Raw genomic sequence first — 14,447 nt, 5'->3', positions numbered from 1 at the left:
CTAGAGCACTTTGTCCAAGGTGATCGGGAAGTCCCGCACCCGTTTGCCAGTGGCGTGATAGATCGCATTCGCCACCGCCGCCGCCACCCCGACAATGCCAATCTCGCCGACGCCTTTGGAACCGAGGGCGTTGACGATCTCGTCGTTTTCTTCGACGAACAGCACGTCGATGTCACCGATATCAGCGTTTACCGGGATGTGGTACTCGGCCAGGCTGTGGTTCATGTTGCGGCCGAGCGCATGGTCGGTTTGCGTTTCTTCGTGCAACGCCATGCCGATGCCCCAGACCACCCCGCCGAGAATCTGGCTACGGGCCATTTTCGGGTTGACCACACGGCCGGCAGCGATGGCGCTGACCACGCGATTGACTTTGATCGTGCCGAGATCTTCGTCGACCAGCACCTCAACAAACACCGCCGAATGGGTCGCGGTGGCGTAAGCGTCACGTTTTTTGTCGGGCTCGGCGTCGACCTGAACTTCGATCGCGTCTTCGCCACTCTCGCGCGCCAGATCCGCCAGCGACACCCGCTCATCGCCGAACAACAAGTGCCCTTCTTCGAAGGTCGCTTGCTCCAGCGTCACAGCGCCGAACGCCGGATGAGTCTGCCGCGCTACCGCCAAGAGTTTCTCTTTCAGCGCTTCACAGGCCTGCTGCACCGCCGTGCCGACCGAGGACACCGTAAACGAGCCGCCCTGCAATGGCGCCGTCGGCAACGACGAATCGCCGAGGACAAAGACTACATCTTCATGCGCAACGCCTGACGCCTGCGCGGCAATTTGCGTCATCACCGTGTAGGTCCCGGTGCCGATATCGGTGGTGGCGCTGCTGACCGTGAGTTTGCCGTGGTGATCGAGCGATGCCTTGGCGCTGGCCTTTTGCTGCATCGCTTCCCAGACACCGCCAGCCATGCCCCAACCCACCAACTGTCGGCCCTGACGCATGCTGCGCGGCTCGGGATCGCGCTGCTCCCAGCCAAAACGCTTGGCGCCCTGTGCATAACATTCGCGCAGTTCTTTGCTGGAATACGGTTTGTCTTCGTTCTGATTGCGCTCGGCGTAGTTGACCAGACGCAGTTGCACCGGATCGATCGCCAGCGCGCAGGCCAGTTCGTCCATCGCGCATTCGAGGCCGATCAGCCCCAAAGCGGCGCCCGGCGCGCGCATGTCCAGCGGCGTGAACACGTCCAGCGGCACCAGTTTGTAGGTCAGTTGCACGTTGTCGCAGTGATAAAGCATGCCGCTCCATTCGACCACGTGCTCGGTGAAATCCTCGAACCGCGAGGTCTGGCCGATGGCGGTATGCCCGACCGCGAGCAGGCGCCCGTTGGCTGCCGCGCCCAATTGCAGGCGCTGCAAGGTGCGCGGCCGATAGCCGAACGTGAACATCTGTTGGCGGGTCAACGTCACTCGTACCGAACGCTTGAGGTGCAGCGCCGCCATCACCGCCAATGGCAATTGATACTGCGGACGCAGGCCCGAACCGAACGCGCCACCGACGTACGCGGCGAAAATCCGTACCTGCTCTTTTTCCAGACCGAAGACTTTTTGCACGTAGGACTGACAGTTCTGCGGGCCTTGGGTCTTGTCGTGGATGTGCAGACTGCCGTCAGCCTGAAACAACACGGTACTGGCGTGCGGTTCCATCGGATTGTGATGCTCGATCGGCGTGCTGTAGTTGAGGTCGAGGCTCAGCGCCGCACCGGCAAATTCAGCCTGAAAATTCCCACGCGGCTTGGGCAGTTCGGCCGGCGCCGGATGGGCTTCGTCCTGCAGGCTCAGCAGATCTGTCTGATGCGATTCGCTGGCGTATTCAATCTCGATCAATGAACCGGCGTAACGCGCGAGCTCAAGATTGTCCGCCACCACTAAGGCCAGCGGCTGGCCGCTGTACATCACCCGGTCGTTGTACAACGGGCGAAACGGCGAGCCTTCGGCGGAATCGGCGTCTTCGTAATCTTCGTCATAACTGGCAATTTTCGGCCGATTGGTGTGGTCGATCACGGCGACGACGCCGGGCAGTGCCAAGGCTTTCGAGGCGTCGATGCTGACGACACGGCCGTGGGCGATGCTGCTGGAGACCACGCTGCCGTGCAGCAGGCCTGCTTCAGGAAACTCGCCGGCATAACGCGCCTGACCAGTGACTTTGAGATGGCCGTCGACTCGATCCAATGGCTGGCCCAGCGGTTTGGTAAACGTGTTCATCAGGCTTGCCCTCCCTGCGCGGCATCGCTCAGGGCGCGGATAATCGCGCGGCGCGCCAGTTTGACTTTGAAAGCGTTGTGTTCGAGCGGTTGCGCGTGTTGCAGCAAGGCGTCGGCGGCAGCGGCAAAGGTTTCCGCATTCGGGGTTTTGCCGATCAGCGAGTTTTCCACCTCGGTGTCACGCCACGGTTTGTGCGCGACACCGCCGAGCGCCAGGCGCGCCTGGCCGATCACGCCATCGTTGATTTCCAGGGCCGCGGCCACGGAGACCAGCGCAAAGGCATAAGAGGCACGATCACGAATCTTCAGATAATTACTGTGCTCGGCGAAACCGGCGGCGGGCAGCTCGATGGCAGTGATCAGCTCATCGTCGGCCAACTGGTTATCGCGCTCCGGCGTGTCGCCGGGCAAACGGTGGAAATCGCTGAATTCGATGGTGCGCTGGCCATTGCGACCCTGCACGTGGACCACCGCTTGCAGCGCCGCGAGCGCCACGCACATGTCCGACGGATGGGTGGCGACGCACTGCGCGCTGGCGCCAAGAATCGCGTGAATCCGGTTCAGGCCATCCTTCGCCGGGCAACCGCTGCCGGGCTCGCGTTTGTTGCACGGCACGTTGGCGTCGTAGAAGTAATAGCAGCGCGTGCGTTGCAGCAGATTGCCGCCAGTGCTGGCCATGTTGCGCAATTGCGGCGACGCCCCGGCGAGAATCGCCTGCGACAGCAGCGGGTAACGCTGCTCGATCAGCGGGTGCCAAGCCAAATCGGCGTTGCTCACCAGCGCACCGATCATCACGCCGCCGCTGGCGGTCTCGGTGACTTCACGCAGCGGCAGGCCGGTGATGTCGATCAGGTGCTCGGGACGCGTGAGGTTTTCTTTCATCAAGTCGAGCAGATTGGTGCCGCCGGCGATGAAGCGCGTCGCTGGCCCGGCCAGATGCACGGCGTTGTCGACTGAATCCGGCTTGCTGTATTGGAACGGATTCATTGGCCACCTCCTTGCCCGGCACGCGCCTGACAGGCCGGCAACGCTTCTTCGATGGCATCGCGAATGTTGCTGTAGGCGCCGCAGCGGCAGAGGTTGCCGCTCATCAGTTCTTTGATCTGCTCGGTGGTTTGCGCACGACCCTCATCAGCCAACCCGACCGCCGAACAAATCTGCCCCGGCGTGCAGTATCCGCACTGGAACGCGTCGTTCTTGATGAACGCTTGCTGCATCGGGTGCAGCTCATCGCCATCGGCCAAGCCTTCAATCGTGGTCAACTCGGCGCCATCGCACATCACCGCCAGCGTCAGGCAGGCGTTCACTCGTTTGCCATTCAGCAACACCGTGCAAGCGCCACACTGACCGTGGTCACAGCCCTTCTTGGTGCCAACCAGATCCAGCTGTTCGCGCAACAGATCCAGCAGCGTGGTCCAGGGTAAAACTTGCAGTTCACGCGCCTGGCCATTGAGCTTCAGGCTCAACGGATGACGGGTAAACACCGACGGCTCAGCGTCGGAAATGATTGCGCTCATAAACACCTCACGGGTTGATCGTACATTCGCAGCGTTTTGGTAAACCGCCGTCATAAGGGGTACGACTTCGAGGGTGGCACGGGCGTTCAAAGGAATTGATCTGTGGCGAAAACAGACGTGGAGCACAAATTTGCCGATCAAGTGCAATACATAGATACCGCATCGAGTGTAATGTATCGCCTTACACTTGCCGCATGATCAAATCCTTTCGGCACAAAGGCCTTCGTGGCTTCTATGAATCAGGTTCGGTATCGAACTGGTCGACTATCTGGACTATCACTGACAGGAGGCAGGACCATGCCGATGCACAATCCGCCGCACCCCGGTGAAACACTTTTATTGGACGTATTGCCCGAATTGGGGATCAGCGTCACTGAGTTGGCGCGCCATCTCGGTTTTGCACGGCCGCATCTTTCGCGAGTGCTGCATGGCCATGCACCGATCAGCCCGGACCTGGCGGTACGTCTCGAGCGGGCGGGCATCGGTCAGGCCAGAACGTGGTTAGGCGTCCAAACCGATTACGACCTCTGGCAAGCGGAGCATCGCGAGCAACCGGTCATCGAGCGCATTGCAGTTCATGCCTGAGCGCTGTCAAACCAACAACTCCCCCGCCACCGCCGCTCTTGCGGCGTTGCCGCACAGCGCTTCCACCAGTGCCAGCGCGAATGGCAGTGCGGCGCTGGAGCCTTGGGCGGTGATGCAGTTGCCGTCGACCACCACCGGTTGATCGACGAAGTTGCAACCGGACAATTGGTGACTGGCGCTGGGCAGGCAGGTCATGCGCCGCTGGCGTAATACGCCGAAGGTTTGCAGCGCCAGTGCGGGCGCTTCGGCGATGCCGGCGAACAGGCGTCCGGCGGCGGCCTGGTCCTTGAGCAATTGTGCGAGCGGTTGATGCGCCGCCAGATGTTGCGCGCCGACGGCACCGCCGGGCAGGACGATCAAATCGAACGGTTGCGCGAGCAGATCGACGAGCATCGCGTCGGCGGTCAGGCGCGTGCCGCGAGCGCAAGTGAGCATGCGCCGGCCTTCGATGCTGGCCAGCACCACCTCGACTTGGGCGCGGCGCAGCACATCGACCACGGTGATGGATTGCAGGTCATCGATGCCCTCGGCGAGGGTAATCAGGGCTCTGAAAGTCATGGGCAAGGTCCACAGGAGGGTCCTTGAAGCGTAGTCAGCTTTATTGACTGCTGTGCGGCTGGCCCGTTACCTGATGTTTTTGCCGGCGGCTATTTGATGTAGAGCTGCGTCGAAATGGTGTTGCCCGGCGCATTGATCGAGGTGTTGCTGAAGGTGAAGGTTCCTTCCTGTTTGCCGCCCAGATCATAGAGGTACAACGTGCCGACAATTTTCGTCGCGGCGCCGCTGCATTCGGTCAGGTTGCCGTTGCCGAATGCGCAGACCTTGTCGGCTTTTCCTTTGAGCCCGAACCCATCAAGCCCGACGCGGGGCGCGCGACCGTAGCCCATTTCCAGCACGTAGACCTTGATGTTGCCGGAGTGATCGCATTGCGTCCGTTCCTGGCCGGCAGAAATGTTTTCAATCCCACAGGCAGCCGATTGCACTTTAAGTACCTGAACGTTGCTCAGCGGCGGCGCCGACGCGGCCATGACCGCCGGCACACAGGCCAGACCGGCGAAAATCACCCCCAGCACTCGAACAATGTTGCGCTTGATGCCCGCCATGATCACTCCCCCAAAACAGGCGCGCAGTATGGCGCAGTTCGCCGATGCACAAAACATCGCCGACGATCGCAGCCATTGCCCCACGCTGCTGGTATGATGCGCGGCTTTTTCCGACCCACAGAAAATTCCGGGCGCCCTGGGCCGTCTGTGCTTTGCTGTTGAGGTCGATACATTCACGGCGCACTGCGCGCCACGGGGAGCGGACATGCTGGAACGGCTGTTTCAACTCAAGGCACATAACACCAACGTGCGGACCGAGATTCTGGCGGGCATCACGACCTTCCTAGCCATGGCCTACATTCTGTTCGTCAACCCGAGCATTCTCGGCGAGACCGGCATGGACAAAGGCGCGGTGTTTGTCGCCACGTGCCTGGCCGCCGCCATCGGTTCGACAGTGATGGGCCTGATCGCCAACTACCCGATCGCGCTCGCGCCGGGCATGGGCCTCAACGCCTTCTTCACTTACACCGTGGTCCTGCACATGGGCCACACGTGGCAAGTGGCGCTGGGTGCGGTGTTTATCTCGGCGGTGCTGTTCTTCCTGCTGTCGATCTTCCGCATCCGTGAATGGATCATCAACAGCATCCCGCTGCCGCTGCGCTCAGCGATTGCCGCCGGTATCGGCCTGTTCCTCGCACTGATCGCCCTGCACAACGCCGGCATCGTCGTCAGCAACCCGGCAACCATGGTCGGCCTCGGCGACCTGAAACAACCGGCACCGATCCTCGCGACCCTGGGTTTTGCGCTGATTGTGGCGCTTGAAGCGCTGAAGGTGCGTGGCGCAGTGCTGATCGGCATTCTGGTGGTCACCATTGCCTCCATCGCGCTGGGCTTTACCCCGTTCGGCGGCGTGATGTCGATGCCTCCTTCGCTGGCCCCGACCTTCCTGCAACTGGACATCAAAGGCGCACTGGACATCGGTCTGGTCAGCGTGATTTTCGCTTTCCTGTTTGTTGATCTGTTCGATAACTCCGGCACCTTGATCGGCGTCGCCAAGCGTGCCGGCCTGATGGGCAAGGACGGCCACATGCCGAAAATGGGTCGCGCACTGATAGCCGACAGCACCGCGGCAATGGCCGGTTCGCTGCTGGGCACCTCGACCACCACCAGCTACATCGAATCCGCCGCCGGCGTGAGTGCCGGTGGCCGCACCGGTTTGACCGCCGTGGTGGTGGCGATTCTGTTCCTGCTGGCGCTGTTCTTCTCGCCACTGGCCGCCAGCGTTCCAGCCTTCGCCACCGCGCCGGCACTGCTGTTCGTCGCCGTGCTGATGACATCCGGCCTGGCCGAAATAGACTGGGACGACATCACCGTCGCCGCGCCAGTCGTGGTCACTACGCTGGCGATGCCGTTCACCTACTCGATCGCCAATGGCATCGCGTTCGGCTTCATTTCCTGGACCGCGATCAAGTTGCTGTCCGGGCGTGCCCGTGAGCTGAACCCGGCGTTGGTGATTCTGTCGATTCTGTTTGTGATCAAGTTGGGTTGGTTTAACGCATGACTTTTGATTCCCAGGCTTACGCCGTCCAGCTCGAAGAAAAGGTCACGCGCTTGCGTGACCTGCTGGCCCCGTTCAGTGCGCCAGAACCTGAAGTGTTCGACTCGCCGCTGCAAAACTTTCGCCTGCGTGCCGAATTTCGGCTGTGGCGCGAAGGCGGCGACCGTCACTACGCGATGTTTTCCCCGGAAGACAAACGCACGCCGATCCTGATCGAAGAATTCCCGATCGCCAGCCTGCGAATCAATGAACTGATGCCCAAGCTCAAAGCGGCCTGGCAAGCAAGCGCGCCGCTGAGCAACAAGCTGTTTCAGGTGGAGTTCCTCACCACCCTGGCCGGCGACGCGATGATCACCCTGTGCTATCACCGTCCGCTGGACGAGCACTGGCACGCGGCGGCGAGCAAACTGGCGGCAGACCTGAACGTCAGCATCATCGGCCGCTCGAAGGGCAAACGCGAAGTCATCGGCTTCGATTACGTGGTCGAGAAGTTCGAAGTCGGCGGCCGCACGTTCAGCTATCGCCAACCGGAAGGCGCGTTTACCCAGCCGAACGGCACGGTCAACCAGAAAATGCTCAACTGGGCCTACGACGCCCTCGGCCAGCGCTCGGACGATTTGCTGGAATTGTATTGCGGCAACGGCAACTTCACCCTGCCGCTCGCCACCCGCACGCGCAAAGCACTGGCCACCGAGATCAGCAAAAGCTCGGTCAACGCGGCGCTGAGCAACCTCAGCGAAAACGCTGTGGATAACGTCACGCTGGTACGCCTGTCCGCCGAAGAACTGACCGAAGCCTTAAACGAAGTCCGCCCGTTCCGCCGCTTGCAAGGCATCGACCTCAAGAGCTACGAGTTCGGCAGCGTGTTCGTCGACCCGCCGCGCGCCGGCATGGACCCGGACACCTGCGAACTGACCCGACGCTTCGACAACATCCTCTACATCTCCTGCAACCCGGAAACCCTGGCGGCCAACATCGCCCAACTGCACGACACCCATCGCATCAGCCAATGCGCGATGTTCGACCAGTTTCCGTGGACGCACCACATGGAATCCGGGGTGTTGCTGACTCGGCGTTGAGGGATGTTCTGATCACAAATCAGCCGTCGTGATGACGGCTTTTTTGTGGGGGCTTATTGGGTAATTTCGACTTTGCGCGGACGACCGCCCTTTTTTCCGTTGGCGCGTGCAGCTTCAGCCTTGGCCGCAGAGCTTTGACGACCATTGCGCGAGGAAACGACCGAGGCAGCCATACTCATCAGCGACTTGCTGGCGGAAATCATTCCCGCAATAGAGACATGCAGGCCCTTTTCCTCATGGCAAAGCGCCGTGCCGGAGATACCAACCTTCAGGCTCGAATAATCCTCGTCTTCGAAATTATCGAATTCCGGATAGTGGCTCACGGGCAGTAATACGCCAGTGCCATCTTCGAAACTGACTGTAAGACTCTGCTCGTGAAACGACACCCCAGTCGCCTGCAAACTGCCTCTCAGGCGAGTTTTTCCGCGCTCGATCGCCTCCTCCAGCACTGCCTCGGTAATCGGCTGATCTACCAGAATTTTTGCCTTAACCGTTTTCATAACTCGATCTCCACGCCCTCCGGTACGCCCATGAGGACCAGCAGGGTCTTGTTCTTTTCAGGCTCGTAATACGACGAGCCAATCATGTAAGTCGTGCTGGCGACGCTTTTCATCATCACGACTTCGTCGTTTTGCGTGTCCCAAAGCTGATTGTCGAGGCATGCCGTTTGCAATTTGTCCCACCAGATTCCCCGCGCACGACGCAAATGTGCAGGTTGTCTGAGCGCCTGACGCAACCCCTCCAGCACCGCCAGAGGTGGTCGTCGTGAATGCGCAACGACATCCCAGAGCTCGACACTGTTGTGCCAAAAACTGAATTTGAAGCGTGCGCTCCAGATCCCAGCGTTAACGTGTGCATGTGGCGGACAATGTTCATCGCGCAACATGATCATCATCGAAAGACCTTTGTAGCTGAACAATCGCATGCTAACCCATCCGTTAGGTTAATAAGCCAAATGGCTCGACATTCCTTGAAAATCCGATCGCTGGTTCCGTTGATCGAAATACATCGCTCGTGTGGAGACTAGCGTTGCAGAGCACTGCGAGGCCGTTGACTGCACCGAAAAATGGTAAGCAATCCTTTCGCCGCATCGAAAGTACTGCGCAGGTGATGGCTGTCTTTCTCCGAGGATGTTTGCTAAACACTCACTCCACCACCCCACCCCACCCCCCCGGCGAAAACCCATCATGCAACGACACTTCGACGATCTTCAGCTGGGCAGTATCGAGCTGTTTTGCCTGGCGGCCGAGGCGGGCAGTTTTACCGCCGCTGCGTTGGTGGCCGGGGTGACGCCGGCGGCGGTGAGTCGGTCGGTGTCGCGAATGGAGGAGCGGCTGGCGGTGCGGTTGTTTGCGCGGACCACGCGCAGTGTGAAGTTGACCGACAGCGGTCGTCGTTATTACGAGGAATGTCGTCAGGCGTTGGCGCAACTTGTGGAGGCGCAACGCGAGGTCATGGGCCAGCAGCAGGAACCGTCCGGCACGTTGCGTATCAGTATTCCTACGACCTACGCCCATCATCGGATCTTGCCGTTGCTGCCAGCGTTTCGTGAGCGTTTTCCGGCGGTGAAGGTCGAGGCGCATATCAGCAATCGCAACATCGATTTTGTCGGCGAAGGTTATGACATGGCGATTCGCGTGCGGGTGATACCGGATTCGGGCCTGATTGCGCGGCACCTGGAAGACGCGGCGCTGGTGATGATTGCCAGCCCCGATTACCTGAAGCGCGCCGGCGTGCCGCAAACCCTTGACGACCTGGCGCAGCACGAATGCATTCAATACGAACTGCCCAGCAGCGGACGGCGGATTGCCTGGCTGTTTACCGATAACGGTGTGCCAAGGGAGATTCTGGCCGAGGGCAGCCTGAGTTGTTCCGACGATGTGCTGGGTGGCGTGACGTTGGCCAAACACGGCGCGGGGTTGTTTCAAACTTATCGTTTCATCGTCGAAAACCAATTGGCCGATGGCTCGTTGGTAGAGGTGCTGAAGCCGTACGCCGGGCGTTCGCGGCCCTTCACGTTGCTGTATCCGCAGAGTCGGCATGTGCCGTTACGACTGCGGGCGTTTATTGATTTTCTGGTTGAGCATGTGCCGCGTTGATGAAGATGGCCCGCAGCGCGGCATAGAAAAAATGTCCGATCACCGCACAAAAAAACCGCCGCCATCGTCTGTGCAATTGACCAAATTAACCAGCTAGTACAATTTATCTCCACAGGCTGAAATCACAGCCAATGCCAAAAACAATAAGTGGAGAAACACCCATGCCCCCAATCGTTCTGGTGCTCAACGGCCCGAACCTGAACCTGCTCGGCACCCGCGAACCGGCGACTTACGGCCACGAAACCCTGGCTGATATTTCTGCGTTGTGCGGGCGCGCCGGCGATGAATTCGGTTTGACGGTGGAGTTTCGCCAGACCAATCACGAAGGCGAATTGCTCGACTGGATTCACGCCGCGCGCGGTCGTTGCGCCGGGATCGTGATCAACCCGGCAGCCTGGACCCACACCTCGGTAGCGATTCGCGACGCCTTGGTCGCCAGCGAATTGCCGGTGATCGAAGTCCATCTGTCCAACGTTCACGCCCGCGAAGCATTTCGTCATCACTCCTTCGTTTCAGCGATCGCCACGGCGGTCATGGCCGGGTTCGGCAGCCACGGTTATCGCTTGGCGCTGGAGCATTTCAGCCTGCGTTTAAAAGGGTCAGCGGCATGACAGACCATCGCGTTGTTCTGGCCGGGCTGATCGGCGCCGGCATTCAGGCGTCTCGCACCCCGGCGCTGCACGAGCATGAAGGCGATGCGCAAGGGCTGCGTTATCTCTATCGACTGATCGACCTCGACGCATTGCAGCTCGACGTCAACGCCCTGCCCGATCTGTTGATGGCGGCCGAGCGCATGAACTTCACCGGGCTGAACATCACGTTTCCGTGCAAGCAGGCGATCATTCCGCTGCTCGACGAGTTGTCGCCGGAGGCGCGCGGTATTGGCGCGGTGAACACTGTGGTGCTCAAGGATGGCAAACGCGTTGGCCACAACACCGATTGCCTGGGGTTTGCCGAAGGTTTTCGCCGTGGTTTGCCGGACGTTGCCCGCGAACGTGTGGTCCAGATGGGCGCCGGTGGTGCGGGCGCGGCAGTTGCCCACGCGTTATTGAGCGAAGGCGTACAGCAACTGAGCATTTTTGATGTCGATGACAGCCGCGCGCAGGCGTTGGCGAACAACCTCAATCAGCATTTCGGCGCCGGCCGCGCCGTGGCCGGGCATGAGCTGGCGAGCACTTTGGCCCGCGCTGACGGCTTGGTGAACACCACGCCGATGGGCATGCAGAAGTTGCCGGGCATGCCGGTGCCGGTGGAGTTGCTGCGAAGCGCATTGTGGGTGGCGGAGATTGTTTACTTTCCGCTGGAAACCGAGCTGCTGCGTAACGCCCGCGCGCTGGGTTGCCGGACGCTGGATGGCGGCAACATGGCGGTGTTTCAGGCGGTCAAGGCGTTCGAGTTGTTCAGTGGCGTGGCGGCGGATTCGTCGCGGATGCTGGCGGATTTTCAGCGGATGAATGGGTGATTGCTTTTTTTTGGGGGGGGGCTGCTGCGCAGCCCAACGCGGGTAAAGCCCCTGGCCACGGGTCAGGCTTGCAGGTATCGCAGAACCGACTCGCAAATCATTTCGCGATGACGTTGCTTGATGCTTTCGTCCGGCAGGTCGATCTGGAAAATCTCGCTGAACGTATGCCGGTTCGACACGCGATAAAAACAGAACGAGCTGATCAACAAATGCACATCAATTGGTTGCAGACCTGCGCGGAACACGCCTTCTTCGGCACCACGGCGCAGAATCTCGCCCAGTGAATCGAGGATCGTATTGTTCATTGCCTTGATCGCGTCGGAACGCTTCACGAACTCGGCGTTGTGAATGTTCTCGATGCAGACGATGCGCACGAAATCGACGTTGTGGTCATGGTGATCGAAGGTGAACTCCACCAGCCGCCGAATCGCCTCGACCGGCGCCAGTTCCGCCAGGTGCAGACGATTTTCGGTGGTCCGAATATCCCCGTAGAGCTTCTCCAACACCTCGACGTAGAGCTGCTCCTTACTGCCGAAGTAGTAATAGATCATGCGTTTGGAGGTGTGGATGCGCTCGGCGATGGCATCGACGCGCGCGCCGGAAAGCCCTTGCTGGACGAACTCGACGATCGCCTCTTGCAGGATGTTTTCGCGGGTCTTTTCCGGGTTGTTCTTGCGACTCTTGCGAGGCTCGACAAGCGGTTCGTCGGGGGCAACGGGGAGTTCTGAAGTTATCGTCATTGCGGGCTCACGGCCATCACTGCACAGGCTGGCGATTATGGGCCGCGCCGCACAGTGAAGGAACCCGCACGGCGGCGTTTTCACCGGTTGTTTACGATTTTGCTACAACTTTGCCTGACGAACGGCGCCACTTCGTGATTTGGCCATCGCCGCCAGACGCACCGCCACGTTGGCTGCGCCGTAACCGGCATAGCCGTTTTTACGCTGGATGATCTCGAAGAAGAAGCGTCCTTCAAACGGCTCGGTGTAGACGTGAAACAGCTCGCCGCCATTCGCGTCGCGGTCGTACAGCACGTTGAAGTAGGCCAGCTCGCTGAGGAATTCGTCATCAAAATCGAAACGCGCCGCGAGGTCGTCGTAGTAGTTGAGCGGAATATCCAGCAGCGGCACGCCCGCCTCTTTCGCGCGGCTGACTTCGGCGAAGATATCGTCGCAGTCAAACGCGATGTGATGCACTCCGGAGCCGCGATAACTCGACAGCGCGTGTGAGATGGCGGTGTTGCGGTTCTCGGAAATGTTCAGCGGCAAACGGATCGAACTGTCGCGGCTGCGCAACGCGCGGCTCTTCACCAGACCATACGGGTCGGGCAGGACCACTTCGTCGTCGGCCTCGAAATCCAGCAGGCTCTTGTAGAACAGCACCCAACTGTCGAGGCTGTCCGCCGGCAGCGCCATCGCCATGTGGTCGATGCGCTTGAGGCCGCCGCTCGCGCCGGCATTCGGTTGCAGATTGAAATCGGTGCCGTAGACATCGGCGTGTTGGTCCACCAGATAAATCAGGCTGCCGTCCGGCGCGCGCACGGCGGCCAATTCCAGTTCGTTGGGGCCGACCAGTCCGCGATACGGCTGACCTTTGTAAGCCACGGCGCGGGCCAGCGCACTGGCGCTGTCGTTGACGCGCACGGCGGTGGCGCAGAGCGACGGGCCGTGGGCCTCGAAAAAACTGTGGGCAAAGGAATACGGTTCGGAGTTGAGGATCAGGTTGATATCGCCCTGGCGCAGCAGGCTCACGCTCTTGGAGCGATGCTGCCCGGCCTTGACGAAACCGAGGCGCTCCAGCCAATGCGAGAGCTTGGCGCCGAGGCTTTCGTCGACGGCAAACTCAAGAAACTCGATGCCGTTGTAGGCGCTAGCCTTGGGCGTTTCGAAGAGGATGTCGAGATTCGCTGCGGGCGTGGTGTCCTGCGCCAGACGTTCGCGGGTTTTCTCCTCCAGGTACAGCAACGAACGCAAACCGTCAGCGGCGTTGGCCCGTGGCGGCGCGGCGCGGAAGCCGTCGTTGAAGATCTCCAGCGACAGCGGCCCGGTGTATCCACTCTTGATGATCGGCGCGAGGAAACCCGCCAGATCAAATTCGCCCTGACCGGGGAAGCAGCGGAAATGCCGGCTCCACTCCAGCACGTCCATGGCCAGAATCGGCGCATCGGCCATTTGCACGAAGAAGATCTTCTCACCGGGAATCTGCGCGATGGCGCTCGGGTCACCTTTGAGCGATAACGTGTGAAAACTGTCGAGCAACACGCCGAGGCTCGGGTGATCCGCCTGGCGAACGATGTCCCATACCTGTTGATAAGTGTTGACGTGGCGGCCCCACGCCAGCGCTTCGTAACCGATGCGCAAGCCCCGCGCACCGGCGCGTTCGGCGAGCAGGCGCAAGTCATCAACGAGGATTTGCTGATCGCCAATGGAGTCGGCCGCCGAGTTGCTGCACACCAGCACCAGGTCGGTGCCGAGTTCCTGCATCAGGTCGAACTTGCGCTCGGCGCGTTCGAGGTTGCGCGGCAGGCGATCGCGGCGGCAGCCTTCGAAGTCGCGAAACGGCTGGAACAGCGTGATGGCGATGCCCAGATCAGCGCACATCTGCCTGATTTCACGAGGGCTGCCGTCGTAGTACAGGAGGTCATTTTCGAAAATCTCTACCCCGTCAAACCCGGCGGCGGCAATGGCTTCGAGTTTTTCCGGCAGGGTGCCGCTCAAGGAAACGGTGGCAATGGAACGCTGCATATTTCGACTCCCGGTGATGTGCACGCGATCCCTGTAGGAGCAAGGCTTGCCCGCGATGGCGATCTTGGGGACGCTATCGCGGGCAAGCCTTGCTCCTACGGAAGCGGCATTTTTGTTGGAACAAATTATTCGCCTCAAGATTCCACACAGCAATTCAAA

15 protein-coding genes are annotated in these 14,447 nt (G+C 60.4%); 6 read left to right on the top strand and 9 right to left on the bottom strand.

Annotated elements, in window-relative coordinates:
• From BLU01_RS17015 to BLU01_RS17005, 3 genes are read right to left on the bottom strand one after another with little or no spacing between them, the layout of a single operon-like run.
• On the bottom strand, positions 1–2,202 hold the full coding sequence (locus BLU01_RS17015; RefSeq protein WP_092277750.1) for a xanthine dehydrogenase family protein molybdopterin-binding subunit: 2,202 nt from the start codon (positions 2,200–2,202) through the stop codon (positions 1–3).
• Complete coding sequence (locus tag BLU01_RS17010) at positions 2,202–3,188, bottom strand: FAD binding domain-containing protein (RefSeq protein WP_092277748.1); 987 nt, start codon at positions 3,186–3,188, stop codon at positions 2,202–2,204. The genes BLU01_RS17015 and BLU01_RS17010 overlap by 1 nt, the downstream gene beginning before the upstream one ends.
• Positions 3,185–3,718: a (2Fe-2S)-binding protein gene (locus BLU01_RS17005; protein WP_092277746.1), complete on the bottom strand. Its 534-nt coding sequence runs from the start codon at positions 3,716–3,718 to the stop codon at positions 3,185–3,187. Before BLU01_RS17005 ends, BLU01_RS17010 begins: the two co-directional genes overlap by 4 nt.
• 297 nt (positions 3,719–4,015) lie before the next feature.
• Between BLU01_RS17005 and BLU01_RS17000 the strand changes: the two genes are divergently transcribed.
• A complete protein-coding gene (locus BLU01_RS17000) occupies positions 4,016–4,303 on the top strand; it encodes a HigA family addiction module antitoxin (protein WP_092277744.1) in 288 nt (95 codons plus the stop codon).
• Between the two features lie 6 nt (positions 4,304–4,309).
• On the opposite strand, the gene BLU01_RS16995 is transcribed toward BLU01_RS17000, so the two are convergent.
• Positions 4,310–4,861, bottom strand: a complete 552-nt coding sequence (locus tag BLU01_RS16995; protein WP_092277742.1) for a DJ-1 family glyoxalase III — start codon at positions 4,859–4,861, stop codon at positions 4,310–4,312.
• 89 nt (positions 4,862–4,950) lie between these two features.
• Positions 4,951–5,397 carry a DUF4879 domain-containing protein gene (locus BLU01_RS16990; RefSeq protein WP_231987169.1) on the bottom strand — a complete coding sequence of 149 codons (447 nt, stop codon included), beginning with the start codon at positions 5,395–5,397 and terminating at the stop codon, positions 4,951–4,953.
• A gap of 214 nt (positions 5,398–5,611) precedes the next feature.
• On the opposite strand from BLU01_RS16990, the gene BLU01_RS16985 reads away from it, so the two are divergent.
• Entirely contained in the window at positions 5,612–6,907 is a 1,296-nt protein-coding gene (locus BLU01_RS16985) for an NCS2 family permease (RefSeq protein ID WP_092277738.1), read from the top strand.
• Complete coding sequence (trmA, locus tag BLU01_RS16980; RefSeq protein WP_092277736.1) at positions 6,904–7,983, top strand: tRNA (uridine(54)-C5)-methyltransferase TrmA; 1,080 nt, start codon at positions 6,904–6,906, stop codon at positions 7,981–7,983. Before BLU01_RS16985 ends, trmA begins: the two co-directional genes overlap by 4 nt.
• Positions 7,984–8,036: 53 nt before the next feature.
• On the opposite strand, the gene BLU01_RS16975 is transcribed toward trmA, so the two are convergent.
• Together BLU01_RS16975 and BLU01_RS16970 are read right to left on the bottom strand one after the other, a co-directional pair.
• Positions 8,037–8,483 carry a DUF2442 domain-containing protein gene (locus BLU01_RS16975; protein WP_092277734.1) on the bottom strand — a complete coding sequence of 149 codons (447 nt, stop codon included), beginning with the start codon at positions 8,481–8,483 and terminating at the stop codon, positions 8,037–8,039.
• The gene (locus tag BLU01_RS16970) at positions 8,480–8,908 is read right to left on the bottom strand and encodes a DUF4160 domain-containing protein (protein WP_092277732.1); all 429 of its coding nucleotides are present in this window, start codon (positions 8,906–8,908) and stop codon (positions 8,480–8,482) included. Before BLU01_RS16970 ends, BLU01_RS16975 begins: the two co-directional genes overlap by 4 nt.
• A gap of 262 nt (positions 8,909–9,170) precedes the next feature.
• Here BLU01_RS16970 and BLU01_RS16965 point away from each other — a divergent pair, with 262 nt between their 5' ends.
• From BLU01_RS16965 to BLU01_RS16955, 3 genes are all read left to right on the top strand, one after another.
• Positions 9,171–10,082 carry a LysR family transcriptional regulator gene (locus tag BLU01_RS16965; RefSeq protein ID WP_092277730.1) on the top strand — a complete coding sequence of 304 codons (912 nt, stop codon included), beginning with the start codon at positions 9,171–9,173 and terminating at the stop codon, positions 10,080–10,082.
• Positions 10,083–10,243: 161 nt separating this feature from the next.
• Complete coding sequence (gene aroQ / locus BLU01_RS16960) at positions 10,244–10,693, top strand: type II 3-dehydroquinate dehydratase (RefSeq protein WP_092277728.1); 450 nt, start codon at positions 10,244–10,246, stop codon at positions 10,691–10,693.
• Positions 10,690–11,544 (top strand): shikimate dehydrogenase, encoded by an 855-nt coding sequence (locus BLU01_RS16955; RefSeq protein WP_092277726.1) that lies wholly within the window; start codon positions 10,690–10,692, stop codon positions 11,542–11,544. Before aroQ ends, BLU01_RS16955 begins: the two co-directional genes overlap by 4 nt.
• 62 nt (positions 11,545–11,606) lie before the next feature.
• Here the strand turns inward: BLU01_RS16955 and BLU01_RS16950 are convergent, their stop codons facing one another.
• Both BLU01_RS16950 and quiC read right to left on the bottom strand, forming a co-directional pair.
• Positions 11,607–12,284 (bottom strand): TetR/AcrR family transcriptional regulator, encoded by a 678-nt coding sequence (locus BLU01_RS16950; protein WP_092277724.1) that lies wholly within the window; start codon positions 12,282–12,284, stop codon positions 11,607–11,609.
• 102 nt (positions 12,285–12,386) lie between these two features.
• On the bottom strand, positions 12,387–14,288 hold the full coding sequence (quiC, locus tag BLU01_RS16945) for a 3-dehydroshikimate dehydratase QuiC (RefSeq protein WP_092277722.1): 1,902 nt from the start codon (positions 14,286–14,288) through the stop codon (positions 12,387–12,389).
• Between the last annotated feature and the right edge of the window lie 159 nt (positions 14,289–14,447).

The organism is Pseudomonas prosekii (genome assembly GCF_900105155.1).
GTDB classification, from domain to species: Bacteria; Pseudomonadota; Gammaproteobacteria; order Pseudomonadales; family Pseudomonadaceae; genus Aquipseudomonas; species Aquipseudomonas prosekii.
Note: the sequence above shows the minus strand (reverse complement) of the source record. Positions and strands in the feature narration are given on the sequence as shown.

What these genes read in the sequence shown, in the direction of transcription:
- BLU01_RS17015 (WP_092277750.1), bottom strand. Translation starts at nt 2,202, where the DNA reads ATGAACACGTTTACCAAACCGCTGGGCCAGCCATTGGATCGAGTCGAC.
- BLU01_RS16970 (WP_092277732.1), bottom strand. Translation starts at nt 8,908, where the DNA reads ATGCGATTGTTCAGCTACAAAGGTCTTTCGATGATGATCATGTTGCGC.
- BLU01_RS16965 (WP_092277730.1), top strand. Translation starts at nt 9,171, where the DNA reads ATGCAACGACACTTCGACGATCTTCAGCTGGGCAGTATCGAGCTGTTT.
- BLU01_RS16975 (WP_092277734.1), bottom strand. Translation starts at nt 8,483, where the DNA reads ATGAAAACGGTTAAGGCAAAAATTCTGGTAGATCAGCCGATTACCGAG.
- aroQ (WP_092277728.1), top strand. Translation starts at nt 10,244, where the DNA reads ATGCCCCCAATCGTTCTGGTGCTCAACGGCCCGAACCTGAACCTGCTC.
- BLU01_RS16955 (WP_092277726.1), top strand. Translation starts at nt 10,690, where the DNA reads ATGACAGACCATCGCGTTGTTCTGGCCGGGCTGATCGGCGCCGGCATT.
- BLU01_RS16950 (WP_092277724.1), bottom strand. Translation starts at nt 12,284, where the DNA reads ATGACGATAACTTCAGAACTCCCCGTTGCCCCCGACGAACCGCTTGTC.
- BLU01_RS16995 (WP_092277742.1), bottom strand. Translation starts at nt 4,861, where the DNA reads ATGACTTTCAGAGCCCTGATTACCCTCGCCGAGGGCATCGATGACCTG.
- quiC (WP_092277722.1), bottom strand. Translation starts at nt 14,288, where the DNA reads ATGCAGCGTTCCATTGCCACCGTTTCCTTGAGCGGCACCCTGCCGGAA.
- BLU01_RS17005 (WP_092277746.1), bottom strand. Translation starts at nt 3,718, where the DNA reads ATGAGCGCAATCATTTCCGACGCTGAGCCGTCGGTGTTTACCCGTCAT.
- trmA (WP_092277736.1), top strand. Translation starts at nt 6,904, where the DNA reads ATGACTTTTGATTCCCAGGCTTACGCCGTCCAGCTCGAAGAAAAGGTC.
- BLU01_RS16985 (WP_092277738.1), top strand. Translation starts at nt 5,612, where the DNA reads ATGCTGGAACGGCTGTTTCAACTCAAGGCACATAACACCAACGTGCGG.
- BLU01_RS17010 (WP_092277748.1), bottom strand. Translation starts at nt 3,188, where the DNA reads ATGAATCCGTTCCAATACAGCAAGCCGGATTCAGTCGACAACGCCGTG.
- BLU01_RS17000 (WP_092277744.1), top strand. Translation starts at nt 4,016, where the DNA reads ATGCCGATGCACAATCCGCCGCACCCCGGTGAAACACTTTTATTGGAC.